28 protein-coding genes are annotated in these 25,652 nt (G+C 39.1%); 1 reads left to right on the top strand and 27 read right to left on the bottom strand.

From position 1 onward, the window contains the following. Positions 1–125 precede the first annotated feature (125 nt). The 3 genes from AUF14_RS00770 to AUF14_RS00760 all read right to left on the bottom strand — a co-directional run bounded on the left by AUF14_RS00770 (position 126) and on the right by AUF14_RS00760 (position 2,928). On the bottom strand, positions 126–1,109 hold the full coding sequence (locus AUF14_RS00770) for an ABC transporter ATP-binding protein (RefSeq protein WP_016181007.1): 984 nt from the start codon (positions 1,107–1,109) through the stop codon (positions 126–128). After that, a complete protein-coding gene (locus AUF14_RS00765; RefSeq protein WP_016181008.1) occupies positions 1,110–2,102 on the bottom strand; it encodes an ABC transporter ATP-binding protein in 993 nt (330 codons plus the stop codon). It lies immediately after the preceding gene. A gap of 391 nt (positions 2,103–2,493) precedes the next feature. Continuing rightward, on the bottom strand, positions 2,494–2,928 hold the full coding sequence (locus tag AUF14_RS00760) for a hypothetical protein (protein ID WP_016181009.1): 435 nt from the start codon (positions 2,926–2,928) through the stop codon (positions 2,494–2,496). A gap of 316 nt (positions 2,929–3,244) precedes the next feature. On the opposite strand from AUF14_RS00760, the gene AUF14_RS00755 reads away from it, so the two are divergent. After that, the gene (locus tag AUF14_RS00755; RefSeq protein WP_311775818.1) at positions 3,245–4,138 is read left to right on the top strand and encodes an Rpn family recombination-promoting nuclease/putative transposase; all 894 of its coding nucleotides are present in this window, start codon (positions 3,245–3,247) and stop codon (positions 4,136–4,138) included. A 97-nt stretch (positions 4,139–4,235) separates the two neighbouring features. Here AUF14_RS00755 and dagF read toward each other — a convergent pair whose 3' ends face one another. The 24 genes from dagF to AUF14_RS00635 form a co-directional block, all read right to left on the bottom strand. Further along, positions 4,236–4,973 carry a 2-dehydro-3-deoxy-phosphogluconate aldolase gene (dagF, locus tag AUF14_RS00750; RefSeq protein ID WP_016181011.1) on the bottom strand — a complete coding sequence of 246 codons (738 nt, stop codon included), beginning with the start codon at positions 4,971–4,973 and terminating at the stop codon, positions 4,236–4,238. Between the two features lie 40 nt (positions 4,974–5,013). After that, the gene (locus AUF14_RS00745) at positions 5,014–6,102 is read right to left on the bottom strand and encodes a DgaE family pyridoxal phosphate-dependent ammonia lyase (protein WP_016181012.1); all 1,089 of its coding nucleotides are present in this window, start codon (positions 6,100–6,102) and stop codon (positions 5,014–5,016) included. Then, a complete protein-coding gene (locus AUF14_RS00740; protein WP_016181013.1) occupies positions 6,092–7,198 on the bottom strand; it encodes an amidohydrolase/deacetylase family metallohydrolase in 1,107 nt (368 codons plus the stop codon). The genes AUF14_RS00745 and AUF14_RS00740 overlap by 11 nt, the downstream gene beginning before the upstream one ends. Positions 7,199–7,213: 15 nt before the next feature. Next, positions 7,214–7,906 (bottom strand): DUF4310 family protein, encoded by a 693-nt coding sequence (locus tag AUF14_RS00735; protein ID WP_049219320.1) that lies wholly within the window; start codon positions 7,904–7,906, stop codon positions 7,214–7,216. Positions 7,907–8,026: 120 nt separating this feature from the next. Beyond that, entirely contained in the window at positions 8,027–8,806 is a 780-nt protein-coding gene (locus tag AUF14_RS00730; RefSeq protein ID WP_016181015.1) for a DUF4311 domain-containing protein, read from the bottom strand. A gap of 25 nt (positions 8,807–8,831) precedes the next feature. Continuing rightward, a complete protein-coding gene (locus tag AUF14_RS00725; protein ID WP_016181016.1) occupies positions 8,832–9,182 on the bottom strand; it encodes a DUF4312 family protein in 351 nt (116 codons plus the stop codon). An 11-nt stretch (positions 9,183–9,193) separates the two neighbouring features. Beyond that, on the bottom strand, positions 9,194–9,547 hold the full coding sequence (locus AUF14_RS00720) for a glycine-rich SFCGS family protein (protein ID WP_016181017.1): 354 nt from the start codon (positions 9,545–9,547) through the stop codon (positions 9,194–9,196). 12 nt (positions 9,548–9,559) lie between these two features. Beyond that, positions 9,560–9,898, bottom strand: a complete 339-nt coding sequence (locus AUF14_RS00715) for a PRD domain-containing protein (protein ID WP_016181018.1) — start codon at positions 9,896–9,898, stop codon at positions 9,560–9,562. Beyond that, the gene (locus AUF14_RS00710; protein ID WP_016181019.1) at positions 9,895–11,748 is read right to left on the bottom strand and encodes a BglG family transcription antiterminator; all 1,854 of its coding nucleotides are present in this window, start codon (positions 11,746–11,748) and stop codon (positions 9,895–9,897) included. The genes AUF14_RS00715 and AUF14_RS00710 overlap by 4 nt, the downstream gene beginning before the upstream one ends. Positions 11,749–12,053: 305 nt before the next feature. Then, positions 12,054–12,488: a MerR family transcriptional regulator gene (locus tag AUF14_RS00705; RefSeq protein WP_016181020.1), complete on the bottom strand. Its 435-nt coding sequence runs from the start codon at positions 12,486–12,488 to the stop codon at positions 12,054–12,056. A 214-nt stretch (positions 12,489–12,702) separates the two neighbouring features. Beyond that, entirely contained in the window at positions 12,703–13,608 is a 906-nt protein-coding gene (locus AUF14_RS00700; protein ID WP_016181021.1) for a magnesium transporter CorA family protein, read from the bottom strand. 505 nt (positions 13,609–14,113) lie between these two features. After that, positions 14,114–14,434: a hypothetical protein gene (locus AUF14_RS00695; protein WP_225844239.1), complete on the bottom strand. Its 321-nt coding sequence runs from the start codon at positions 14,432–14,434 to the stop codon at positions 14,114–14,116. Between the two features lie 45 nt (positions 14,435–14,479). Beyond that, the gene (locus AUF14_RS00690) at positions 14,480–15,079 is read right to left on the bottom strand and encodes an alpha/beta hydrolase (protein ID WP_049219318.1); all 600 of its coding nucleotides are present in this window, start codon (positions 15,077–15,079) and stop codon (positions 14,480–14,482) included. Between the two features lie 160 nt (positions 15,080–15,239). Further along, positions 15,240–15,818, bottom strand: coding sequence for a VanZ family protein (locus AUF14_RS00685; RefSeq protein ID WP_016181024.1), 579 nt, complete (start codon positions 15,816–15,818; stop codon positions 15,240–15,242). Positions 15,819–16,022: 204 nt separating this feature from the next. Then, positions 16,023–16,787: a tyrosine-protein phosphatase gene (locus AUF14_RS00680; protein WP_016181025.1), complete on the bottom strand. Its 765-nt coding sequence runs from the start codon at positions 16,785–16,787 to the stop codon at positions 16,023–16,025. A 7-nt stretch (positions 16,788–16,794) separates the two neighbouring features. Further along, positions 16,795–17,544, bottom strand: a complete 750-nt coding sequence (locus tag AUF14_RS00675; RefSeq protein ID WP_016181026.1) for a CpsD/CapB family tyrosine-protein kinase — start codon at positions 17,542–17,544, stop codon at positions 16,795–16,797. Positions 17,545–17,581: 37 nt separating this feature from the next. Further along, positions 17,582–18,367 (bottom strand): YveK family protein, encoded by a 786-nt coding sequence (locus AUF14_RS00670; RefSeq protein WP_016181027.1) that lies wholly within the window; start codon positions 18,365–18,367, stop codon positions 17,582–17,584. A gap of 14 nt (positions 18,368–18,381) precedes the next feature. Next, positions 18,382–19,227, bottom strand: a complete 846-nt coding sequence (locus tag AUF14_RS00665) for a hypothetical protein (RefSeq protein ID WP_016181028.1) — start codon at positions 19,225–19,227, stop codon at positions 18,382–18,384. 48 nt (positions 19,228–19,275) lie between these two features. Beyond that, the gene (locus AUF14_RS00660) at positions 19,276–19,926 is read right to left on the bottom strand and encodes a class D sortase (protein WP_049219316.1); all 651 of its coding nucleotides are present in this window, start codon (positions 19,924–19,926) and stop codon (positions 19,276–19,278) included. A gap of 25 nt (positions 19,927–19,951) precedes the next feature. Beyond that, on the bottom strand, positions 19,952–20,545 hold the full coding sequence (locus AUF14_RS00655; RefSeq protein WP_016181030.1) for a hypothetical protein: 594 nt from the start codon (positions 20,543–20,545) through the stop codon (positions 19,952–19,954). Between the two features lie 402 nt (positions 20,546–20,947). Then, on the bottom strand, positions 20,948–21,901 hold the full coding sequence (locus AUF14_RS00650) for an LCP family glycopolymer transferase (protein WP_016181031.1): 954 nt from the start codon (positions 21,899–21,901) through the stop codon (positions 20,948–20,950). Positions 21,902–21,940: 39 nt separating this feature from the next. After that, complete coding sequence (locus tag AUF14_RS00645; RefSeq protein WP_016181032.1) at positions 21,941–22,918, bottom strand: acyltransferase; 978 nt, start codon at positions 22,916–22,918, stop codon at positions 21,941–21,943. Positions 22,919–23,015: 97 nt separating this feature from the next. Next, positions 23,016–23,846 (bottom strand): SDR family NAD(P)-dependent oxidoreductase, encoded by an 831-nt coding sequence (locus AUF14_RS00640; RefSeq protein ID WP_016181033.1) that lies wholly within the window; start codon positions 23,844–23,846, stop codon positions 23,016–23,018. Positions 23,847–23,855: 9 nt separating this feature from the next. Further along, positions 23,856–25,646: a thiamine pyrophosphate-binding protein gene (locus tag AUF14_RS00635; RefSeq protein ID WP_016181034.1), complete on the bottom strand. Its 1,791-nt coding sequence runs from the start codon at positions 25,644–25,646 to the stop codon at positions 23,856–23,858. Between the last annotated feature and the right edge of the window lie 6 nt (positions 25,647–25,652).

The raw sequence follows: 25,652 nt of genomic DNA, 5'->3' as shown, positions 1-25,652 counted from the left end.
TGATTAAAACGCCGTATACCATCCAACTAGATCCCTATTCTTTTATTTCACAGAAATTTTTTTTTGCACACTCCACTTTGAGGACCTGTCAAAAGTTGGACTGGCATCCTTATGTTTACTAAAAATTACTCCTCTTTATTATGCAAATGACATGCCACAAAGTGATTGTCCTTTACTTCCAATAATTCAGGTATATCTGTCTTACATTTTTCCATCGCAAATGGACAGCGGGTATGGAACTTACAGCCCTTAGGCGGATTCGCTGGACTTGGCACGTCACCAGTCAATACGATCCGGTCGATTTTTTCCTTATCAATCGTCGGTGCAGCTGAGATCAAGGCTTTTGTGTAAGGATGCAACGTATCATTATATAAAGCATCCCGATTCGCCAATTCTACGATATTTCCTAAATACATCACGGCTATACGATCACACAGATGATAAACGACTCCTAAATCATGAGAAATGAAGAAATAGGTTAAATTCATCTGTTCTTGCAACTCTACCAGCAAATTAATGACCTGCGCTTGGATCGACACATCCAGCGCTGAAACGGGTTCGTCACAGATAATGATTTCCGGCTTTAACGCTAACGCGCGAGCGATTCCAATTCGCTGTTTTTGTCCTCCTGACATCTCGTGAGGATAACGGTTTTTGTATTCGGGAGCTAATCCGACCATCGTTAATAAGCGATCAATCTCGGATTCAATTTCAGCCTTCGTCATATCCTTTTTATGATGAATCTGGAAGGGTTCAGCTAAAATACCTTTGATTTTATTTCGTGGATTTAAACAAGCAGACGGATCTTGGAAAACGAGTTGAACCTTTGAACCAAAAGCTACTTTTTCTTTCCGATTCTTAAAAGCGCTAACATCTTGTCCATCAATAATAATCGTTCCATCAGTGATCGCCCCAAGATTCAACATCGTTTTACCTAACGTGCTTTTCCCGCAACCACTTTCACCGACGATCCCGAAAGTCTCACCCTTTTTTACTGTTAACGTCACATCATCAACGGCTTTTAACGTTCCCTTTTTACCTTTACTGTCGCGAATTTCAAAATATTGTTTGACGTGCTCCATTTGAATAATCGGTTCTTGCGTCATCATTTACGTCGTCACCTCAGTTTCTTCTTCTGTCGAATACTTAAAGCAACGGACTTTTCGTCCATCTTCACTAGTTGTAATTGCCGGCCTTTTCTCCTTGCAGATAGCCATCGCGTAAGGACAACGAGGATGAAAGCTGCAACCTTGCGGCATCTCATTTAATTGAGGAACCATACCCTCGATACTGCTTAGTTTCCCTTTTTTATCATTGATAGTTGGAATTGCCGCAATTAAGCCTTCTGTATAAGGATGTTTGGGATTGTCCAATATTTCGCGAATCAATCCCTGTTCCACAACTTTTCCAGTGTACATTACAACGACGCGATCACATATTTCTGACACCACACCTAAATCATGAGTGATCAAAATGATCCCCATTTTGAGACGTTCCTTTAATTCCTTCAAAACTTCTAAAATTTGTGCTTGAATCGTCACATCTAATGCGGTAGTCGGTTCATCTGCGATTAGAAGCTGCGGATCACAAGCAAGCGCCATCGCAATCATTACCCGCTGCCGCATCCCACCGGACATTTGATGAGGATATTCGTTGAAACGCTGCTCAGGTGCGGGAATCCCTACAAGCTTTAACAATTCTATCGCTTTTTCCTTCGCATCTGTCTTTGAGATATCCGTATGGATCAACATGGATTCGACAATTTGTTTTCCGCATTTATGAAGCGGATTCAAAGAAGTCATTGGTTCTTGAAAAATCATCGCTAAATGATTACCGCGAAAATGCTGTTTCTCCCTCTCTTTCATAGCAATCAAATCTTCACCTCTAAATAGAGCTTTTCCCGTAACTGTACTGGTTGCTTCATCTAATAGGCCCATGATGCTTAAAGAAGTTACACTTTTTCCGCTACCACTTTCCCCAACAATACCCAATGTTTCATTTTCATTTAATAGAAGCTCTAAATTATTTACGGCAGTCACTTCTCCGTTATAGGTCCGAAATTTGACTGTAAGTCCTTCGACCCTTAGCAGTTCTTTCTCCATAAAATAATTAACTCCCTACTTTTTGATTTTTAAATTATGGTTAAAAAATAACTATATATTCTAATTTTAAAACTAGCCATTTACAGTTTAATTGTTCAGAATTTTCGGAAAATATTTTATTTTTTGATTATACCAGCTGACAAAAGATTGTCAACTTAAAGTTTGATCCACTATTTTTGAAAATCAAGCAATAATAACTCTCATCGTCCTTTACCCAAAATCATTATTTTTAATATGAAATAATGATGAGCGTTTCTAATTTTAAAAAAACGAAATTTATTATCAATCAAATTATTGTCTGTATTAATGCCCCGAAATAACAAAACAAGAGTTTTCGACAGTTTGCTTTTAAAAACTGTCAAAAACTCTTGTGTAAAGAATTGATTGGGTATTACATTAATTTCTCAAAGCGGCTTTCGATCACTCCTAAGTGCAGCTGATTGAAGTCTCGGAAAGATTGACAAGGCACAGTTGCTTTGTCACAATTTTCTGCAATGTACAATGGTTTAAAGCCTAATTTCTTTGCTTCATGCAGCTGTTTCAAGGAATTCGAGATGAAATTGACCTTTTGATGCGCCAACTCCACCTGCAGAAAATCCACTAATCCATGAGGAACCGTCTCAGCTTTTTCACCGTTGATCGAAAAATCTAAATAGTCAGCCAGATGATGCTCCAGTAAAACTCGATTCATCATCTCTTGATCGTAGAAAACCATGCCGATTTGCTGTTTTCGACTTTTCAAATAATCTAGCAATTGCTGGACCTTTGTTTGATCTTCTTCTCGTAAAAAAATACTCTCACTTGAAAATACAAAAGTTTCAATCATTCCGTTTCCTCCTACTCTATTCGTTTGTTCATAAATTCACTAATTGCGCTAAAAAAAATATTTCCTGGTTTTCTTCCCTGATAAGAACAAATGTAAAACTTGTTCATCAAGTTGTCTTTTAACTTACATCATTTTTGAAGCGCTGTCAAACCTTCTCATAGGTTGTGCTCATCTCGGATACGAGAAAATCTTCTAACATTAATCCATTTCATACTTTTCGTTATCTACGGGAAAAACAGGATTTATTCGTATGTTATCTATAGAAGAGTTTTTCCCGCACGTTCTATAATAAAAGCGAGAAAAGCCTTTCAATACGTTGTCAGAAAGGCATGATACGATGGAAAAATATTTACCGACAAACGATTTGTTGTTTAATAAGCTACTGACCTCTGAGGATTCTCCGCACATTCTGAAAGCCTTCGTCAAAGATTTATTAGGACTGGAATTTATGACTCTGAAACCAAAAGTTCCTTACCATATTGATACGTACAAGAAAAATTATGATGAACTGACGCTTCGAATGACCGAAGTGGATATCTTGGCCACGGCAGATGATGGCAGCTGTACAACGATTGAATGCCAGATTCAAAAGCATAAATATTTCAACGAACGCACGCTTTTTTATCTGGCAGAGGCCTATTGCTCACCCTTTGGCAATACCAAAACCGTGGAATTTATCGAGAATAATAATTTTTCTGCGCTCCGACCAGTGTACGGAATCAAGGTCGTTGATTTTGATTTATTCGATCGTGAAAAAGCGGCACTGAGAATTTTCCGTCTACTAGATGAGCAGACACACGAACCCTTTATAGGTCAAGAGAACAGACAATTGCTGATGCTCTGCTTCCTTAGCTTGACCAATAAGAATATCAAGGAAACCAGCGCAGCCTGCCACTGGCAGCATTTTCTAAAAACCGGCGAAGTCACACCAGATGCTCCCAACTATCTTAAAGAAGCCAAACGTAAAATCGATTTCTATTCGCTAAAGGAGGATGAACAGACGATGATTATGAACATCAATAAAACCGAAGCCATCCGAAATGCCGAACTTTCAACTGCGAGAGATGAAGGGATTGAACAAGGACTTAGAAAAGAAAAATGTACCATTGCTCGGAAAATGCTAGCGGCAAACCTTTCCTTTGAACAAATCGCAGAATTCACTGGTTTGAAGATTGATGAGATCAAAAAACTGCGGGATGAGCAAAAATAATCTCCGTCACAGAAAACACAACGCAAAAAGGCAGGAACTTCGAATTCCCGTCTTTTTGCGTTGTGCTAATATAATAAGCTCTGCATTCTTTCTTCTATTAAAGAAGCTCTTTTACCATATCTAATAAAGCTTTGACATCTTCTGCTCGTGTATCGCCCGTCACAGAATCAATAATCGAACTGTAAACATGAGGAATAACCTTTTTTACCCCGGCATCTAAAGCGATTTTAACGATCTCTTGAAAATTCTCCAAATCGATCCCGCCTGTTGGTTCTAAATAGAAATCATTTTCTGCGCAGGCTTTTGCAACTGCCTCGTATTCTTCTTTATGAGCAAGGCCCTTCATTGGAAAATATTTCACTGAGCTTCCGCCCATATCCTTTAATAAAGCGATGGCTGTCTCAATTGGAACGATGGCTTCTTCTGTTTGAGAGCTCAAAGGTCCGGTCGCGATATTAACATAGCCGACTTTACCGCAAGGAGAAACCAATCCATTGATCACTGTGTCCGCTTGGTCTAACAACGCTCGGGAGGTTCCGACACCTGTGAAGACTTGATTTACATGCTGTGGCTGCAGCACGCCAGAAATCCGCGAAACCATTTGGCTTTGATTTGGATCACCGGCACCAAGACCGACAGATAACGCATTTTCTGTTGCTTCCTGATAGTCTTTCATCGCTTCAATCGCGGCTTCATCGCTGTTATAATTTTTTGACAGCACTCCTAAAACAACGTGTCCTTCTGCCGCTTCGTAACAGTCACGAGCATTTTCGACAGAGTTGGCTAAGACGTTTAAACAAACACGATCTTGATAGTAATTTGGGGTTAAAGACATTTAAATTTGCTCCTTCAATTTATAATATGTTTTGATATCTCTACATGATTTCATTTAATCGTGTAACGATCTTTCCTAGTTCTTCCTCATTGACAGCGCGGATATCAAATTCGATGATGCCATTATTGGCTTGATATTCTCGTGTATAGATCGCAGGATTTTCTACTTTTAGCGCGTTAATCACTTCTGTCGCCGGTTTATTTTGGACTTTTACACTGGCCCGATAAATGTCTCTGCCAGCACCATCTTGAACAGTTTTGGCTTCGAGTCCTTCAATTTTATTAAGCTCTTCAATAAAAGGCATTAGACGCTGTTTCATCGATTCGCCTGACTCGCTGCCATTTTGTAAACGATCCTCCAAAGCCTGCGTGAAGCCTAAAATATTGTCCTTGCCGATCTTCATAGCCCGACCGATTCCTTTGCCCTGCAGACGAACCCATTCAATATATTTTGCTGTGCCAATCACCAATCCGCTGCTAGGGCCTTCAATCGCTTTGGCGCCTGAATAAATGACCAAATCCGCTCCGGCTTGAGTATATTTATAAAGGTCTTCTTCCGCCGCCGCATCAACGATCAACGGCACTTGATGCTTCTTTGCTACTGCAGCAGCATCAGCGACTGTCAGCATACTTTTTTGTACTGTGTGATGGCTCTTGATATAAAGTAGTGCTGCAGTATTGTCGGTAATCATCATTTCTATTTGTTCGGCTGAACAGCCATTGGCATATCCCGCCTCAACAACTTCACCGCCGCCTAGCTCCACCATTACTTCAACAGGAGTACCATAATCGACATTGTGTCCTTTAGGAACAATAATCTCACGTTTTTTGATCCGATCGGTATAAGGGTGATAGGCATGATACAAACTGCCTTGTCCAATAATCGCAGCGACAGATTGTGCGATGCCTGCTGATGCAGAAGATACGATCTGCGCATCCTCAACCTTTAAAAGCTTTGCCAGATAGGCGCCGGTCTGAATAAATAATTCACTCATCTCAAAGAAATGCTCTCCACCAAAGCGCTGCGCTGCTAAAACATTTTCTGATACTTTCGATACACCGAGGATCGTCATTTTTCCTGATGCATTGATAACTTCCTTTAAGCCAAATTTGTCATAACTAATTGTCATAAATGGTGCCTCCAATAATCGTTTTCACTGGTTTGATCAATTCCTTCGCAGTACGCGTAAAGCCATTTGAATCGGTCAATGTCTTTTCTCCGTTGGACAAATCAAAAATCGTTAAATCAGCATCATACCCAGCTGCCAATTTACCTTTTTTCTCTAAATGGAAATAGTGTGCCGGTACATTTGTTACCTTATCTAAAATCTCTTCCCACGAATATCCTACCACACGCAGCTTTTCCATTGTTGTTGCCAAATCGTAGACAGGTCCATTTTCGCGATTGCGATGATAAATGTCAGTACTAATTGATGTGGCTTTGATACCTGCTTTTAGCGCAGTCTCTGCAACGTGAAAGTTAAAACTGTCCGTGCCGTGGCCTATATCAAAAACGATTCCTTTTTCATATCCTACTTTAGCAAAATCCTTGATTTGATCTGTCTCCTTGTCCAAAATCCCATTTGGTTTGCCGTTAAAGCAATGAGTCAACACATCACCTTCATCCAATACTGCTAATATTTCCTGCAGCTCTGGCGGCGCTGACCCGATATGGATCATTAATGGCAGGTTTTGATTTTTCCGTTGAATATCTTTTGCTAATTCCAACGGTGTAATCCCATTTTCACCAATAACGGTCTTACTCATTCGCGCTTTGATTCCTACGATAAATTGTGGAAGCTCAACCAATCGATCATGTACAAGATCCGCCTGAATCTTCGTCAAATCGGCTAGTTCATCTTGTTCAACGATACCCCATTTTGAAATATTAATTAGTGCGTAAACATTGGTCTTGACCTTTTTAGCCAGTTCATAAAAATCACCAATATTTTCTGCACCAGTCGTTCCAGCATCAATCACGGTTGTCACGCCTTTGGTTACGCCGATTTCATCCGGATAATCATAATAAAGCGTCATTTTTTCATAACAATGAACATGATCATCAATCCAACCAGCGGATACATAATGCTCTCCTGCTAAATCGATTATTTTTTCAGCGGGAGATTCAATCGTGGTGTCTACATTTAAGATCACACCATCTTTGATTGCTACTTCGACTTTTTCCCCATTGATACGTTTCCCATTTTTGACTAATAAATCAAACATCCTTTGGCCTTCTTTCTACTGCAATGCGACTGGGAAGATCGTACCAAGTACCATCGCTCCAAGAATCGCACCGCCAGCTATAGGTTTTTTCCAAGCGTAAAATCCTAATGCTCCCAATGTTGCGCCGATCCCAATCGGAATTGAAGCACCACAAGCACTCAAAATAATCAGTGGTCCTAAGAAACGTCCTGAAGAATTACCAGCACCCATCATCACATCAGCACCAAAGGTTGAGTTCGCCTGATTGATGGTGAACTTACGAATCAAAATAATCACGCCACCAACTAATAACCCTAAAACAGCACCTGTTATCAGTGACAAGGCAAAGTTATCGATCGGTGCACGAATCCCCATACTCAAGAAGATCGCCGGAATTCCGATACCGATCCCCGTTAAAATAGATCCGCCTAAATCCAGAATCCCTACCAAAGAACCTTCCAGAATACGTGCAAATAGAAAGCTTGCACCAAATGCCGCCGCTGCTCCATATGAGCCGCCATCTAATCCTGCCTTCAACATCGCAACAATTGACACTTCATTAAAAGCTCCTACTCCGTGTACGAAATACATATGAGTCCCAGCAAAAACCGCCGCTGCCATGATTCCTACGGTGATCGGAAATGCCCAATCCGCATACCAGAAGCTTTTCGCTTTTTTCTCTTCAGAAAGCATTGCTTGTTCCCTTTCCAATTCCTCTGTGTTATCCATGTATTTCCCTCCTAATTAATGAATTACTTTTCCGTAAAAAATATGATTCTCTTCACATGTTTCAATCTATCTTCTACTCTTTTCAACAATTTTTTAACTAACTCAAAATTCAAAAATACCTTAACTCAACCCAAGCATTTTATGGATATTTTCTAACCAATTTGGTGCTTGTAGTTTGAAGCTTTCCAAGACTTGTAAATCGAACCCGCGGAAGAAACCACTCAAGACAAATAGCAAGATGATTGCACCCATCATCATCTTCGTTACTTTTGACCAGCCGATTTCATCGACGCCTTTACCGATCAGGATACCTAATACCACGCCAGGAACGGCATTCCCCATAATCAATTGTGCAATACCGCCAAATAACGTGCCCCAGAAACCCGTACGTTTTCCTGCATCTAGTGCAGCTAACCAGAAAATGACTGGCATAACAACATTAATCAAGGTGGTGGCCGCTGGGACCAATACGGCTACAGCTGTTACCTGCAAAGCTTCTGGAATAGCTGCGGCAGTTGAATTCAAAAATGCAACAACAAGTGCTCCGACAACAGCACCAACAAAGCCCATTTTCCTAGGATCATGCATCGTTTCTGAAACATTTTTATTTTTCGCTAATAAGACCGAAGCTGCCCAATTGGGAATAATCCGATGCGTAACATCCTGTGTAAATGCGCCTGCTCCAACAGTCGAAGCCCAAGCGTTGAAGAAAAAGCCTAGTCCAAATGAGAAATGCGATGCTGGATCTCCCATACACGCGTTCATTTCTCCTAATGTACGAAAGGCTCCCAAGCCCTGCGTACTTGGAGCATGAAACATCCGCGCTGCTCCCATTGAAGCTGAAAACCCAAGCAAGCCGCCAATGATAATTGATTTAATTAAGATAACTGTAAACTCCACTTCTTTACTTCCTTTCTATTTTTCCTTATATTTTTTTGGAAATAACAGGAATTTGAATACCATCAGGATCATCTGTCATTTCCTTGGTAAATTCTACTTCACCAACTTGAAGCGTTGTTACACTGACCGTTACTTCCAATTCCACATGATAGCTCGTTCTTTTTCTTGGAAAGAAGAAAAAGAGAAAGCGTTCCTTATACGTCTTTTCGATCGCTTTAATCACTTCTACTTCAATCGGTTCAATTCGTAAAATCACTTCTGATTCCTGCATCATCTTCTTTTGGATTTGACCCAGCGCACTAGCAAACGCGTGCTGCTTAGAATCCCCTTCGCCTTCGACTGTCACGATGACTTGTTGGCAATCTTGAATACTCATTTACTCATCTCCTAATTGTGTTTCTTTTCAAAGGCTTCTACTAGACGTTTGCCTAATTCTTCTTGATCCATAAAGCCGAAGCCTAAGACAGTTTTTCCGTCATTAATCGCCGTGACTCCTTCTTCGATTGAACGCATGCCATGACGTTCTGGATAGCCATATTTTGTTGAGGCAGTCAATGCTCCTGCGCCACCGCTGCCGCAAAATGAAATACCCATATCCGCATTTTCCTGCTGCATCACATCGCCTAAACGCATATCTGCGCCCATTCCTGGAACAACGACTGCTCGTGCGCCTGCTGCTTCTACCCCTTTTGCTACGTTTTGTCCTTTGCCCATACGGTCTGCAATTACTACTGTGATCATTTATATTTCCTCCTAAAGTTCATTTTGTTTGGCTGTTTCAAAATGGATCGATAAAACATACATCTCATCTTGAGACAAATTATCGATTTTTCTTACAACGCCGTCTGCTAACTGCAATGCTTCTTTTGATACTTCACTGAACATTTCCGGGTCAACCTCTGGAATTGTTTCCTGTTCCTTTGAACGCTTTAACATTTCATTCAAATGATTGATTAAAATTGTCCATTGCAGCTCAGTAGGTTCAATTTTCACTAATGTAAGTTCTTTTTTTAACCAATCAATCAATTCTTCTAATTCTTGTTGATATTCGCTGGTTGATATAATTTGTAACGCTTCTCCAGTCACGGTCATTCATTTCCTCCTTTGATATACGCAAATAGTGCTGTGATTTCTGATTGATTAATCGCTAAGTTGTGTTCGGCAAACAGCTCCTCGATCTGTTTGTTGTATGATGTAGAAGTCGGTAACACTTCATCCACTTTGTTTCCTTCCATCATATATTGCTGATCAAAGGTAATTCGATGGACCATTAGAAAGACATGCAATAAGAACGCTTCACGATACTCTTGGTTTAGCTGCTCTTGGAATAGGAGCAATAGCTTTTCGTAAATTGTGTATGCCTGTAAAATCAATTCCTTACTGAAATCTTCTAATGACGTTCGATTTCCTGCCGGCTCCCATCTCACTTTTCTGACACCGTGTTGCGGTGTTTGGCTCAGGATTTTTTTGACTGCTTGTTGAATCTTTTCCAAATCCTGCTTCGTCGGTAACGGGTGCACTTTGATAAACTCGCAATCTATTCCTTCAATTGGAAAAATGCTGATGACTAATTCAGGCTCTTTTTGCTTAATGACTTCCTTTGCATTCAGCACCGAAGCAAACGCTGCGATTTCGATATTCGAAAGCTCTTCTGATATTTTCTGCTTAATCAAACTCGTTACGCCTAAGCCAGTAGAGCAAACATAGACCGCCCGAACACTGCGCATGTCAGCCGCCTTTTCATAAGATACGAGAAAGTGCAAGGCGATATAAGCAATAAACGAATCATTGATCAGCAAGCTTTTTCCTCGAATCTCACGTCGAACGACCATTTCAATCGCATCGAACAGCTCAGGATACTTTGCCTTGATGTCATCCTTGAACGGATTGTATTCATTGACGAATTTTTGTTTACGAGATAATCGCATCGATAAATGTGCATAGAGATTATTCAGTAGCTGTGGATCATTGAAAAAGGAATAGTTGATCTTTTTACTCACCTTCTGAATCAGATTCTCGGTCAACACCATCACATCCTGCTGCAGATCATTTTCGAAGGTATCGCTGTAGATGTAGCGATATTCATCCTCAAATAGCGGCAGCTGGTAATGTGCAAAGACCTGTTGCATCAATAAGTAAGAGAGTTCCTGATGCTCTTTTGGATCATTCAGCAATTGATAACGGCCAATCGTATATTCATTTTGCAGTCGTATTGTGGCGATCGCTACTCGAATCAGCATGTTCAGCAGTTCCGCGTAATTTAACTCCGCCGTATCGATCTGCTTCAATAACTGGCGCATGTCCGCAAGAACCTGATTAAAAACTTCTTGAAAAGCTGTGCCTTTGGCTGAATAAAGCTCATAGCCTTCCTTTTTTTCACTCTGTAAAAGTAAATCCATAATTTTGTAGATGTCATAATCGGTTAAGTCCTTTTGCAGTACTTCTTCAATCAACAATCGAACCTGATGCTCAGGACCTGTGATCAAAAAACCTTTGCGGGACAAACGTTCAAGCGTCATTCCCTGATCAGTTAGACGTTTTTCTAAAACCTCCAAGTCGTTAAGAACCGTATCCTTGCTGACCATCAAACGCTCCGCCAATTCAAAAGAGGTGATTGCTTGATTTGTCAGCATCAAAAAAATACTTAGGCGGTCCAGTCGCAAGGTTTGATCGGCATACAATTCCAGACGGTCAACATCCATCAGCTCACTTTTCAGCTTGATTCGTTCAGAATCGCTTAGTGTCAACCAAACACCTTGGCTTCTTTTACTTGTCAAATCCTGATTTCGCGCCTTTAGCCACAAACGAATCGTGTCCAAATCATATTTTATTGTGCGCACGCTTACATTTTGCTGAGCAGCCAATTCCTTTGTAGTCACCGGTTGCGAATCCTCAAGCAATTGAAGCAATACTTGGATCTGTCGTTTCGTAATCTGCTGCATGATGCTCTCTCCTTACACGTTTAACTATAGTCATTTATTTCTCATTCAACAATATGAAATGATTGCACTTACTCTAGTGCAAAAAATCCATATTTTATAGGATATAGAGTGCCTTCGAGTAAAAAATAAAGTATAGTAAAGCAACTTTATCGTTAATAACTGATATACTCATTGCACTAACCACTTCATAAGGTATCATCTTTTACCTTAAAAATGTCCGTTTATTCAAAATATTTTTTTTCCATAAAAAAACGGACATGTTCCTTCTAAAAAAGGAAACAGTGTCCGTTTAGCTTGATTGATTCTTAGTGAGATCGTTCATAATGAGGCTTGATTGCTTCAGGCAGCTCCTCCGGTGTAAGGTTTTTGAGCCGTTCTTCATTGCCAAACTTCATGGCTTCATCATAATACCAACACTTGTAGTGAATCATATCGAGTACTTTATTCAACTTGGCGATTTCTTCTTCAACTGCTGCTTTTTGTTTCTCAAAAAGTTCCCTGCGTACTTCAAAAGTCTGACTTCCTTGCTTGCTCCATTCCATGAATTGTTTGATATCCTTGATTTCTAAACCAGATTTCTTTAGACATTCAATAACTCTAAGAGCTTCTAATTCACTGTCTGAAAATTTGCGAATGCCAGATACTCGCTGAATGTCTGGAAACAAACCTTCTTTATCATAATACCTCAGCGTAGATACTGGTAAATCAAACATTTGAGAAACTTGACCAATAGTATACATTATTTTACCTCTTTCTATTCCGCTTCTTAACTTAAAGTCAAGTTTAGGTATCACTATAATAATTTGTTCAATTAGCGGTTGTCAAAGATTTTTCTATACATAATCCTTGTTTAGCTTATAAACCAAACGGATTTTAATGTCAGAAAAAGAGATCGTGTCATTCTCTTCTCCTGTTTTATTAAGTTGTTAAATTCGAGTCTATGTCACTTTAGAATTATTTCATCAGTTTCCGCAGAACATACGATAATCCAAACCACAAGAAGAGACTAACGATGATCGTAATAATCCAGCCAAAAGCATTGTGCTCCAATGGTAGCGGCATGTTCATTCCGAAAAAGCCCGAGACGATCGTAGGAATCGTCAAAAGAACCGAAAGAACAGTCAAAATACGCATCGTATCATTCAAGTTATTATTCAAAACATTGTTATAAGTGCCTGAAAGCTGCTGTAAAATCTGCGATGACAGCTTCGTCATCTCCACTAATTGCTGCGCTTCAATCAGGACATCATCTAAACGTTCCTTTTCCTGATCACTTAAGCGACGATAGATACCATGGCTTTTGATTTGTTGCACTAATAGCACATTTTGCCGCGAAGCCGTTACAAAATAAACAATTCCAGTTTCTAAATCGGATAGCAGCAGCAAATTTTGCTTCGTCGTTTTTTCCTTTAACAAATTACTAATACGTTTGCGATCGCGATCCATTCCTTCGACAAATGGGAAATACTGCTCCGAGATAATGAAGAGACTGCCAAATAGCAGCTCAAACAGCGTGCTCTCGGGATTTTTTTCTAAATAATTTTTAATTTCAAAGTACAAATATTTCGTTTGCTGATTGGTCACTGTAATTAGTGTTCGATTTACAACGATAAAAGTCATCGGTACTGTCTCATAATGATTGTCGATCTTGCGCCGATTCGGTGCGTTAAAAATCAGCAACAGGACATCCGTTGCTTTATCATAATCTAAATGAGCACGTTCGTTGCGGTCTAAGGAATAATCCACAAATTCACGATCAATTCCATAATCCCGATAAAGATTCTTTAGTTCGTCTGTATTTTCCGCATCAATGTTGATCCAGCTGTTCATCTTATTATTGAAAACTTCTTTTGTATACATAGGCCTGTCTCCTAGCTATCGTTCATTCCGTCTGCATTCTATCATAGAATATGTGGATATACTAACAGAGTTTATAGTGGTTTTAGCGATGGGATCAAAATTAATTTTGGTGTTTCTAGGTGAGGAGTTCTATCAATATCTAAAAAAACAGTTTTGGTTCAAGTACAATAACATCATTCTGAAAAAAACTCGAGAATATTTTTCTTAGCTCCATCAAGGAAATCTTACATAACTTTTTAATCAGTTCCATCTAGTTATCCACTTGTGGATTATGTGGAAAATGTGGAAAATCCCGATACTTTCCCAACGAATTCCACAGAAACGAGCCGTGCTCCAAGTTATCAACAAAAGAAAATCGACAAACTACTACGATTGCTATGAATGGAGAATTTCCGGCTTAAAACAATGATTAGCATCCTACTTATCCCTTTCAACTCCACGTGTGGTAAAGACCTTTTGTGTACAAAAAATAAAAGGCGAAAGATGCGCATTCATCTTCCACCTCTTATTTATGACTATCTACGTGCATAAAGCCCCAGTTTGTCGGCATATAGTAACCATCTACAGCCATGTTTTTCAAATCGCTGGAGACTAGCTGTCCTGTAATGTAGTATATCCTTTTTGCTTTACGTTCAGCCTCACCGAGTTTTGCCAACAGACCATTTAAGTCGTATTCAGGCATCAAAAAATAATGAAAATTGAAGCCCTTCAAGCGTTCATGTGTGATCGCTCCTTCAAAGGTCAATAATTTTTGTAATTCTTCATCACTGAAGGCCAAGTCTGTCGATTTTATGGTCAAGCCCTTGTATTCAAATGAATCTGCCATTGCGCCACCCCTTCGATTCATTTTACCACATCCGAAAAAGTGTCACTACCCTTTCAGCCATTCGCGAGCGTTTTGAAGTTCGTCCATCGAGATTTGATGACCGTGGGGTGTCTCAATAACGGTGATATCTGCATCGCGATCGCGAAAGGCCGCGACTAATTTCGCAAAAGAAGCATCGCTAACGATTGGATCATTGTCTCCGCCATAAGAAACCCAAATCTTTTTATCGATTAAAGGAAATGGTTGGGTGTGGACCTCTAATGACATTGGATGGAAAAAGACACCTTTGTTTAGCATCGTTTCACGTTCCAGCAATAGATGCGCTGCGATATTTGCCCCATTTGAGTAACCGACTAATATCCATTCCTCCAAGGGGATTGCTTTTTCTTCGCTGATCTCCTTGATCACTTCCAATAGGTTATCTGTTTCCTTTTCTAAACTTTCAAAATCAAATTGATTCAGTCCATTGCGTTTGAAGAAACGATTCATGCCATCCTCTATGATCTTGCCGCGGAAGGATAAGATCGTACTATCGGCATCTAAGTATTTGGCCAATTCAATTAACGATGTTTCATCGCCGCCCGTTCCATGAAGCAAAATAAACTTTTTTCCCTCTGGTCTTCCTGCTTGATAAAGATATTCCATCTTCACACACCTCACTTACTAATTGTAAGTTAACATGAATATAAACGCTAGACAACTATTTTGATTGAAATTACCAGAGCATCCCAGCGCAATCAATTTTTTCCACAAAAAAATACCCATCAGACAAATCTGACAGGTGGTTTTCCTATTGCTATTAACATTAAATTCGTACTAAATTATTCATTCGTTTCTTTATTAAGGTAGAAATGAAATATCCCAGCATACATCCAGCAAAATTCGTAAAGATATCCCAAATATCAAACGTACCAATATAGAAAACATATTGAATCGTCTCAATCCCAATAATCGTAATCAAGGCAATTAACGCTGCCTCCACCGGCTTCGCTCGCAGTCCGTACAGACAACCTAAAGGGATAAAGTAAGCAGTATTCAAAATCAGTTCAATGATCTGCTGTCCATTGTTTAAATACAGCTCAAAGGGATTCAAGTTAAACGAGTGATACGCCCGCGCCTTCGTGAAGAGCATGATAAACAGCAATAAAAAGTAGCAGCTATAAAAAAGATACAAATATATGTTCCATAGCTTGCGCTGCTCCCACTGCCAATAGAACAGCCATAAACTCAAAAAGATGAACAGCCACAGAGCTTCATCCGTATATTCAAATCGCTGCGCCATCCTGTCCAAGCGGGGATAATTCTGCAAGGTTGGCATGACCAGATAGTAAATCATTCCATAGCTTGCCACAAAAGATACGATACCTGCGATGATTTTCTTCATACAATCCCCTCCTCGATCACTTTATCTGTGAATCCTTAACGTGATTCCTATAGCAACTAATTATAGCGAAACTTCTCAAAAGCTTCATTAAAAAGGGAGAGGTCACAAGAAAAGCTTAAAGAAAGGTATTAAAAAAAGACTGTGATGTACTTTTATCAATCACAGTCTCAATTTCTCAATACTATCGAGTTGGGATAATTCCAGTTAAAAAAGCTTGAACCGTCTTTCCTTTATCGCTTGATACTTCGGCCGCATGACTGGATCACCATTCACCAAATCCCTAGCCATTTGCTGCATGTCCGCTACCATCTTTTTCCCGCCGACTTTTTGAATCACCTTGTAGGCTTCCTTCATGTAAAAGTTCCGATGCCGCAAACTGTGGGCATCAGAAGCAACCATATACAGCATCTGGTGCTCCAGCATTTGTTTAGCCGTTCGCTGGATCTCATCTCCGAAGACACCTACGATACTTGGGGCCGTCAGTTGTGTCAGCACACCCATTTCAAGAAATGGCAGCAAGCGATTGGGTTCTCTGCGAAAAACGGTGTTCCTTTCAGGATGAACAATTACCGGAACATGCCCTTGCTTCAACAAATGATAAAAGACTTCCTCTGCATATAACGGAACCTCATTTGTCGGCAGTTCCACCAATAAATAGGTATCATCTAAATCCGTAAACAAGAGCTCTCCACGCTCGATTTCCATCAAGAGGTATTCCGTTAACCGAACTTCTTGCCCTTCCAGCAAGGTCAGCTTCAATCCCCGCTGGTCAATTTCTTTTTGTAAAGCTTCCACCTGTTGAATGATCTTGTCTGCTGGATTGTGATACTTTCCGTTGTTGTGATGGGGCGTACACATCAGATGAGTGATTCCCTGACTAATCGCCTTGCGAATCATTTCCAGACTATCCTCTAGATTTTGCGCGCCATCATCCACCCCAGGCAAGACGTGACTATGTAGATCGATCATTTATTGCTCACTTAGTTCCTTCCGCACCGTAATAATAGTAGGAGTCGTCGCCTTGTTTCTTCCCGTTGTAAATGACCCCGATGATTTTCGCCTGAACCATATCCAGCATTTTTTTCGCTTCTATCACGGCTTGCTTCTTGGTCGCCCGTTCCCGAATCACTAGGATCGTCCCGTCCACGTAAGCAGATAGAATTTGCGCGTCTGTTACTGTCACCACCGGCGGCATATCAAAAATCACTAAGTCAAAGGATTCCTCCAACACATCTACCAATTCCTGCATCTTTTTCGATCGTAGCAGTTCAGAAGGATTCGGCGGCATCGGACCGCTTGGCATGATATACAAATTCTCCGTGCTAGTTTCAATTAACCGATTATCAAGTGCCGTGCTACCTTGTGTCAGATACGTGCTCTCTTTACGAAAGCTGCCGCTGGAGGAATTTCCTTCCGTTAAATAATTGCTCAACCCATTCACATTAGGAACCTTGAAGCTCAACGCCACACTCGGCCGTCGCAAGTCCGCATCCACCAGCAGCACACGACTTCCTGTATTCGCAAACACAATCGCTAAATTAGCCGCTGTCGTCGATTTTCCTTCTGAAGGTCCTGATGAAGTAACAACCAACGATTTAATTTTTTTGTCCGCTGAAGAAAATTCAATATTTGTACGAATTTTTCGGTATTGTTCTGCTGCTGTAGAAAAAGGGTTGATTGAAGCAATTAAATCAACTGGATTGACCATCTGTTTTCTTTTCGCCATCTACTTATCTTCTCCTAGTTCTCAATAATATCGTTTCCTACACACGCTTACGTTTGCGTGTATTGACTGTCCGAGCACCCATTCGCTGAGTCTCCTCCGGCGTTTTTACAATCACGCCACGATTTTCGAACAGATCCTTTTTACTTATTTCAGATACCTGACCTAGAATTGGCAAACCTAATGATTCAGCAATAAACCGATCATCTTTAACCGTTTTATCGAACAATTCAATTAAGAATGCTAATCCGACACCAAGCATCATCCCTACGACTGCACCGATCAGTAGATTCAGTTTGTTATTAGGAAAGATCGCTTTTGATGGAACGACGCCCTTTGAAGTGATCGTCACCTTGCTGACCTCCAACACATCCTCCGCTTTTTGTTTAAATATTTCCGCGGTCACATTAGCGATCGTTGCTGCCTTCCGCGGTTCCGGAGATTTCGCGATAATACGGAACATTTGAGAATTTTGCGCCTGCTCCACTTCAATGATCTCCTTCAACTCGTTATTACTATAGGTATATTGATATTCCTTTTGCAGCTCCTTTTGAACCGCATCGATAACGATATCTCCTTTGATCATATCTTTATATGTATTGATTAACAGCACATTGCCATTGATATCATTTTGCAAATTGGTCGCTGTTCCCTCGGCCTGCTTATTTTGCACGATCAGCTGCGCCGCTGAATCATAAATCGGAGTGAGCATGAAAAAGGTGACCCCAGCCGCCAGTCCAATCCCCGCGATCGTGGTCATGATGATCAATAATGCCTTCTTCTTTAAAATTTGAATTAATTCTACTAAGCTGATTGTCTCTTCCATCACTTTTCCCCTCACTAACGAACCTTAAGTATTTTCTTACGACGAAACCGTTCACTGATAAGCACCAGTAGAATCGCCAGAACCGTTGAACCCAGTCCCGCAAAAACAAAACTCAGATCAAACGCCGTAATATATTGCGTCACAAAACGATACAAGCCTTCAGACATAATCCCTAAACGATTAATCACACCGCTAAAATAAATCGCTGCTGGCAAGACGATTAACATCAGCCCCGCGCCAAAAAAGACAATACTGCTCCAGCGCATACGTTGATGCTTCATTTTGACCATCATGATTAATCCTAGAAAAATAAACAATGCAGCGACTGCCACCAAAATCAAAATCAGATTTAACGAAGAACGAAAGCTCATGACCTTCTTCCCGTACTCCAGTAAATATGGAATCTCAATATAGGAAGAATAATTCTTAGTTGCACTCTCTGCTAAACTATTCAAATTCGTGTGTGTCGCGTCATCAATCGTGTAATTCTTCTGTTTTGCATACAGATCGACATTTTTGAGAATATTTTCTTTAATCAGATTCTCCCCTTGAAGCTCAAAAGGAATTTCCTGATAAATACTTCGAATATAATTCTCAACATTTGACGAAACCATCTCTTTAGGAACAACATCTGCCAAGACTTCAGGAGGAATATTACTACCCCGCCCTAAGTCTTGAATACTTTCTGTCATATCCTTGCAAATCGTCTCAACGTACCCCGTCCGGCGAACCTGTTGGATCATAAAATCCTGATTGAACAACGTCATGCGGATACACACCAAAGCCAACGTCGCAAAAAGAAGCAAGGACCCGATAAAGGCCAAAATCCATCGGGGAATAGTTCGTCTCATATGATTCATTGTCGTTGCTTCCTCCTTATTCTGCGATCGTTTTTTTGATAATTACCATTACTCATTGCCATTGATCATCGGCCCAGAGACAAATTCTCCGATGGCAAATAACCGTTCATTGGTTAATCCCAAGCTATCAATTGGATAACAGGTATAAAGAATCACTCGCCGATCATTGCGCTGATAGATCATGTCATTGATTTCTTTATCCTTCTTATCTCGTACTTCAATTTGATTGATGCGATAGACATAATTTCCATAGGTTGTTTGGAGTGTAATCTCATCGCCAACCTGTGCCGCACCCAACTTGCCAAAGTCATCGACATTGTGTCCGCCGATCAACGATGTTCCCAATTCCCCAGGATAAACAGAACCCATAAATTGCCCCGCACCTTCACGCAAAATTTCTTCGGTATCTCCAAAATATAAAGGAACATTCAATTGCAGTTTTTCTATCTTCACTTTCCCATAAAGCTGCCCGCCTACCGGATAATCAATCTTACTCGATGGCAGTTCATTTCTCGCATTCGTTGCGATCTTTTTATTGTCCACAGCCGTAAATGACTGTTTCGTAGTCTCAAAGTTAGGAGTGTCCGTTAATAAAAACAGTTGGATAGAAGAAGTCACAAATTGTATGACAGGTTTTCCTATTACATAAATCAAAGAATAGCCGATAACCAGAAAGATGATTGGAGCGACTAAAGTCACTCCAACCCTCTTCAAGCTTGAAGACCTAGGCAAACTTTTTACGTCCTACTACAAATGCACCTGCTGCAACGAGTAGTAAACTTGCGAAGGAAATCGCGCTAGACAAATAGGTCACGCCTGTCTGCTTCACAGCACCACCTGATGTGTAAACAGTGCTACCTGAACTTGTTGAACCGGCTGAACCAGAGCCCGGCTGAGTAATAGAATAGCCTCCAGGGTAGAAGGTAATTGTCAGCCCAAGGGTATTCGCCGCTTTGGTGATCATATCCTTCAATTGGTTCTTAGTGTTCAGCGGCAACGCCTTAATCAATGCTTCGATCGAATGGATGTTTGATACATCAAGACCTGACGCTTCAACTAAAGCACGAGCACTCTGAATCTGTTCAACCACCACATTCACCTTATCCGCAGACACATCATTCTGCTTCAAAAAGTTTTCTGCTTGCGCACGTTCAGATGCGCCAATATTGAACGTCTTTCCGCCCACAGTTACACCTTTGTCCAGTTCCGACAAAATTCTTTGCTCATCCGCAGTAATCGCACCATCCGCTTGAGCACTAGGCCCCACAAATAAAATCACCGCAATGAGTGCAATGAACCCACTTACAATTTTCTTCATCTACATACCTCCTTTACTAAAAAATGACAAACAAAAAATCATCAAAAATAATATTTTGATGATTTAAGTATACTTTTTATTAAACAAAAAGACAATATTTTTCATATTTTCGTTTTACCGATATAAAATAATAGACAAATTAATTCTTTGTTAACGAAAACAAATAAAAACTATTTATATCTTATTAATCATTAGTTGCTTCATAATCTCTTTCGAAAAATCCAAAAAAAATAAGTTTCCCCGTCAAATATTTCTATTGCAAATAGTTCTTTATTATCAAACAAAAAATTCATGATTATGACTAAAAAATTATCAGCTGTGCTGCAATCGAGTAGCAATCAATTAAAAAAATCCAAAACAGAATATTCGATGATATTCTTATCTTGGATTTTTCTATCAACTTTATTTTAATTGCGCCTTCAATTCATCCTGCACGCGCTTCAACTCAGTCGGATCGATTCGTTGATAAGAAACTCCATCTTGCATAAAGCCTTCACCCTTCATTTGATCCGATTTAATATTGCCAAACGCCCCACGATAGTCACCCATCAATGTCCGCATATCCGTAAAGCTCAAGTCCGTCTTCACATTTTCACCCATCGTTGTTAAGATCGATTGGTAATTCGTCAAGCCATTTGTACTTAACACCTTCTTCGAGACGCCTGTAATAATCTGGCGCTGCCGTTCCTGACGACCATAGTCTCCATTCGGATCATCATAACGCATCCGCGAATACTTCAAGGCCAGCTCACCATCAAGCTCCTGAGACCCCTTCGGAAAAGTCGTTCCCTCATACGTAAACTCAAAAGGATTATTAACCTCAATCCCGCCAACCGCATCAACTAAAGCCTCAATGCCTTCCATATTAATCGTGATATAGTGATTAATCGGAATATCCACTAACTTCTCTACCGTATCCATCGACATCGCAGCTCCGCCAAAGGCATACGCATGATTAATCTTATCTTCCGTATTATGGCCAACAATCTCCGCATACGTATCCCGAGGCAAACTTACTAATAAAGACTCATTCGTTGACGGATTCACCGTCGCCACCATCATCGTATCCGAGCGACCTTGCTCGGTACGACCGAGCGCGCCCGTGTCCACTCCTAGAAGTAACACACTGAACGGTTCCTGTTCAGATAAATTCACCTGACGCTTTTCAGAACCGCTACGCTTCACCGTCTCATAGGCATCATCCGCTGTAGACTTCACATCATAATACATTTTTGCACCAACACCAACGATTACGAGGATGATCGCTAGTAAGATTCCTAGTAATGTTAAGAAAATCTTTTTTGATCTGCTTGCTCTTTTGACGCCTTCACGCCTACGCTTTTTCTTTTCTGTCATTTGATCAACCCTCTTTTTTTAATTACCTATAATAAAAAATTATTTTAGTCCTTTTATATATTCTATAAACTTATCGCGGTAGCCATCATAAATTACTGAAAAAGCAAGTGATAATCCAACAGTTAAGAGCGCTACTATCACTAAAACGAAAAAATTAGTAGTGTTTACTTTCACTTTTTCTAGTACAAGAAAAAGTACCTTTAAAAAAAGGAGGTGAACGTAATATATAGTTAACGAATGTTTATCAAGCGTTCTAAAAAAACTCAACGGTTTAGATAACCTCATAAGAAACACACTCATTATTCCGATCGAATAGAAAATCATTGTGGGTCTTATTGTACTAGTTATTAAATTTATGGGTCTTTCACTAAATTCAAAAAAAAGTCCTGCTGAAAACAAAATGGCTATTGTCCCAATCAAAAATATAAAAGTACTTTTTCTTTTAATTGTCATTAATAGATTATGATTATTCGCTAAGTATATTCCAAAATTAAAATAGAAAAGCCAATTCCAAATAGTATAAGTTTCAAAATTGTATCCACTCTGATACATTATTTGGCAACTCACTGTTATAACAAAAAAAATTAGCAAACCAATTTTCCTAACTGCTATTCTTCTTATAAAAGGGAACAGTAAATAAAATTGAATTAGGACAATTACAAAATATAATTGACCACTCGCGTTCCCAGTGATAATATCTATTAATAATTTTGAAAGAGATTTATCGTTAGAACTGAAAACAAAATAGACAATTGACCAGAATATGTACTCTGGAATTATCTTTAATCTCTTTTTGTAAAAATTTAATATATTAGTTTCTGTCATATGTTTTAAACCTAAACCAAATCCTGAGGACATGAAAAATACAGGAACCGCAAATCTAGAAACTTGATCAAAAAAAAGATTAATCCAATTATTCAGCATACTGCTACTATTAAATCTCATTGTTGTAGTATGAATAATGATAACACTTAGAATAGCCAACCCTCTGATATTTATCCATTGTTCCTTTCTCATAAAAACCCCCTAAAAACTCAAAGATTACAACTAGATTAACTAGTAAAAGTATTATTATAGATACATAGTCATTATTATTAAGTATTTCGATAAATGACTATCGATCTTCAACTTGGAATATGCCATTTCCACCAGTTAAGTGCATAACAGTTCCGACAGCATATTGACCAATGGCGGAAACCATGTAAACGGCCCATTCACCAATTTCAACAGGCGTAACCAAGCGCCCAGTAGGATTTTCAAAACTTTCTATAGAATCTGTTTCTGATAAACCTTGCATGCTTGAAAAAACTGGACCAGGAGCTATTGAATTTACTATGATGCCATAAGGAATGAGAAACTGAGCCATACCAATAGTTGCTGAATCCAAGGCTTGTTTTGAAATTTGATAAGGAGTCCAACCGGGTTTTAGACCACTTCCCGAAGATATATTCAAAATATTCCCTTTTATACCTTTTTCTATCCAAAGATTAGAGACAATTTGACTTAAAAAGAAGGTACCTTTTAAATTTGTATCTATAACCTCATCCCAAGTTTTTTCTGAAACATGTCCAAAATGCTCTTTAGTAAGGATTCCAGCACTATTAACAAGAATATCGATCTCATAATTAGCTAGTCTTAATAATTCTAGTGCATTCTCTTTCATCATTTTTACATTTGTAATATCCATTTGATAGTAGTCGCAATTATCACCAAGTCTATCAGATACACTTTTCAACTTATCTGAACTTCTTCCTATCAAATAAACTTTAGCCCCACTTTCAATAAAAGCAGTTGCAATCGCTTGACCTATTGCTCCTGTACCACCAGTAATCATAGCCGTTCTATTTTTTAATAAACTATCTTTAGATGATTCTTTGATAATCGGTATTTTCTGTTTTTGTCTCATTGATAAAAAAAAATTTTTAATTTTTTTTAAGAATTCCATCTTTTTCTCCTAGTTCTTCAAATTTCTTCTTATTTTTTTTAAGCTTTCCTTTGGCAAAATACGTTCAGAAAAATTATAAGCTTTTCCTTTCAATGAATATTCTTTATCTAAGCTAACCATCTTCTCTAGAGAATCTGATTCATCCTTTGGAGTGGTAAATACCTCCACAAGAATTGGGGTATCAGTATCAGATTCCATAAAATTTGGCAAAATATTTAAATATTCATCCTTAGATTTTGCTGAGTAATATTTAAATCCTATAGTAGTTGCCCATGCTTGAGCTAAAGATTGACCTTTGACACTCGAATTGAATTTTTGTTGAAAGTGGCCTCCAGCGGCGATAAATTGATCAGATTGCTCACCAAACTGAGATCCAATATGAGAAGAGTTTCTAAACTCTGTTCCCGTACCATTATTAATTAATAGTATTCTTATATTTTTACCTAAATGTCTATTCCCTAAACTATTTACATCATAAAAAAAGGCTAGATCTCCCAATACAACAAAATATAATTTTTTCTTATCAACTAAAGAAGCGCCCAACGTAGTCGAAAGTAATCCATCTATACCAAACCCGCCAACATTTGATTCTACTTGAATAGACAAATCCATAGGATAAAAATTCCAATTTCTCAATGAATTCAAAATACCAAAATTTATAAAAGAATTCTTTGGTATCTCGGGTATTGTTTTTTGTGCAATCCAAGAGTTAGCAAAAGGTAATTCCGGAATTGAGTTGCGTAATGATGATATATACTTCCTCCATGTTTCAAAAAAAGAAATGTTTTTAGTATCACAGTGTTCTCCAATGTAATTGCTGAAAAAAACACTTTCTTTCATTTCAAATACATAACTAAGTCTTTTAAAAGTATCTCTTAACTCACCATCTTCGGAAACTCTCCAAACAGGTCCATTACTTTTATTAAAGGTATCCATACTTGAATAGTCACCTGTAACCTCACCGAGATGAATAGTTAATGTTGGTGCGTAACTAGAAAATTTAGCATGTTTTCTAGTTAAATTTACTCCCCCTAATGAAGAATTCAGAAGATACTTTCCACTATAGCCATTTGTTCTATCCCCAAAAACTGCTCCATTGTGTTGTTCACAAAATTTATCAATCAGGTGCTCTTCCTCTTTAGTAAACTTTTTATGTCTTCCAATAAATATCCCAATTTTAGAATTTTCGGGAATCTGAGGTAATTCTTGATTATGAGAAAAAAATCTTTGAACGTAATTAACATTAGGAAGTTCTTTAGTAGTAAAAGTCGCCATATAATTAGTATTTAAATTAATATGGACAGGACCACCTCCGTGACGAGTCGTTTCTAAAAAGGCTCTATTCACCTGATGATTTACGAACCAATAGTCTTGAGAAGAATTAACGACTGGAAGATTAACAGACATCTTTACAACATCATTTGGTAATTGACTTCTGTCAATATTTTGAGGCTTCAAATTTCCTACATCCTGTAAATCGTTAAGTGATGTTAGTGCAATTATAGGAATTTTACTGTAATAAGCTTCTGTAAGACCAGGAAGATAATTTCTAGATGCAGTTGCACCTGTACATGTCAATACAACAGGTTTCCCACTTTCTCTAGCAAGTCCACAAGCCATGTAAGCAGCTGATCTTTCGTCTACAGAAGAAAAAACAGTGAAAAAAGGATCATTTTGTACACTACCAACAATTGGTATATTAGTTGTTCCTGGAGAAGCAATAATCTGGTTAATTCCATGCTTTTTTAAAAGTGCTATTACTATTTGAGCATTCTTTTCATCTGTATAATATTTCTCCACTAGTAT

The sequence above is a fragment of the Enterococcus avium genome (assembly GCF_002891025.1).
Classification (GTDB): Bacteria; Bacillota; Bacilli; order Lactobacillales; family Enterococcaceae; genus Enterococcus_A; species Enterococcus_A avium.
This window is presented reverse-complemented; position numbering and strand designations above follow the sequence as displayed.

What these genes read in the sequence shown, in the direction of transcription:
- AUF14_RS00770 (WP_016181007.1), bottom strand. Translation starts at nt 1,109, where the DNA reads ATGATGACGCAAGAACCGATTATTCAAATGGAGCACGTCAAACAATAT.
- AUF14_RS00765 (WP_016181008.1), bottom strand. Translation starts at nt 2,102, where the DNA reads ATGGAGAAAGAACTGCTAAGGGTCGAAGGACTTACAGTCAAATTTCGG.
- AUF14_RS00760 (WP_016181009.1), bottom strand. Translation starts at nt 2,928, where the DNA reads ATGATTGAAACTTTTGTATTTTCAAGTGAGAGTATTTTTTTACGAGAA.
- dagF (WP_016181011.1), bottom strand. Translation starts at nt 4,973, where the DNA reads ATGTCTTTAACCCCAAATTACTATCAAGATCGTGTTTGTTTAAACGTC.
- AUF14_RS00745 (WP_016181012.1), bottom strand. Translation starts at nt 6,102, where the DNA reads ATGACAATTAGTTATGACAAATTTGGCTTAAAGGAAGTTATCAATGCA.
- AUF14_RS00740 (WP_016181013.1), bottom strand. Translation starts at nt 7,198, where the DNA reads ATGTTTGATTTATTAGTCAAAAATGGGAAACGTATCAATGGGGAAAAA.
- AUF14_RS00735 (WP_049219320.1), bottom strand. Translation starts at nt 7,906, where the DNA reads ATGGATAACACAGAGGAATTGGAAAGGGAACAAGCAATGCTTTCTGAA.
- AUF14_RS00725 (WP_016181016.1), bottom strand. Translation starts at nt 9,182, where the DNA reads ATGAGTATTCAAGATTGCCAACAAGTCATCGTGACAGTCGAAGGCGAA.
- AUF14_RS00720 (WP_016181017.1), bottom strand. Translation starts at nt 9,547, where the DNA reads ATGATCACAGTAGTAATTGCAGACCGTATGGGCAAAGGACAAAACGTA.
- AUF14_RS00715 (WP_016181018.1), bottom strand. Translation starts at nt 9,898, where the DNA reads ATGACCGTGACTGGAGAAGCGTTACAAATTATATCAACCAGCGAATAT.
- AUF14_RS00710 (WP_016181019.1), bottom strand. Translation starts at nt 11,748, where the DNA reads ATGCAGCAGATTACGAAACGACAGATCCAAGTATTGCTTCAATTGCTT.
- AUF14_RS00705 (WP_016181020.1), bottom strand. Translation starts at nt 12,488, where the DNA reads ATGTATACTATTGGTCAAGTTTCTCAAATGTTTGATTTACCAGTATCT.
- AUF14_RS00700 (WP_016181021.1), bottom strand. Translation starts at nt 13,608, where the DNA reads ATGTATACAAAAGAAGTTTTCAATAATAAGATGAACAGCTGGATCAAC.
- AUF14_RS00695 (WP_225844239.1), bottom strand. Translation starts at nt 14,434, where the DNA reads ATGGCAGATTCATTTGAATACAAGGGCTTGACCATAAAATCGACAGAC.
- AUF14_RS00690 (WP_049219318.1), bottom strand. Translation starts at nt 15,079, where the DNA reads ATGGAATATCTTTATCAAGCAGGAAGACCAGAGGGAAAAAAGTTTATT.
- AUF14_RS00685 (WP_016181024.1), bottom strand. Translation starts at nt 15,818, where the DNA reads ATGAAGAAAATCATCGCAGGTATCGTATCTTTTGTGGCAAGCTATGGA.
- AUF14_RS00680 (WP_016181025.1), bottom strand. Translation starts at nt 16,787, where the DNA reads ATGATCGATCTACATAGTCACGTCTTGCCTGGGGTGGATGATGGCGCG.
- AUF14_RS00675 (WP_016181026.1), bottom strand. Translation starts at nt 17,544, where the DNA reads ATGGCGAAAAGAAAACAGATGGTCAATCCAGTTGATTTAATTGCTTCA.
- AUF14_RS00670 (WP_016181027.1), bottom strand. Translation starts at nt 18,367, where the DNA reads ATGGAAGAGACAATCAGCTTAGTAGAATTAATTCAAATTTTAAAGAAG.
- AUF14_RS00665 (WP_016181028.1), bottom strand. Translation starts at nt 19,227, where the DNA reads ATGAATCATATGAGACGAACTATTCCCCGATGGATTTTGGCCTTTATC.
- AUF14_RS00655 (WP_016181030.1), bottom strand. Translation starts at nt 20,545, where the DNA reads ATGAAGAAAATTGTAAGTGGGTTCATTGCACTCATTGCGGTGATTTTA.
- AUF14_RS00650 (WP_016181031.1), bottom strand. Translation starts at nt 21,901, where the DNA reads ATGACAGAAAAGAAAAAGCGTAGGCGTGAAGGCGTCAAAAGAGCAAGC.
- AUF14_RS00645 (WP_016181032.1), bottom strand. Translation starts at nt 22,918, where the DNA reads ATGAGAAAGGAACAATGGATAAATATCAGAGGGTTGGCTATTCTAAGT.
- AUF14_RS00640 (WP_016181033.1), bottom strand. Translation starts at nt 23,846, where the DNA reads ATGGAATTCTTAAAAAAAATTAAAAATTTTTTTTTATCAATGAGACAA.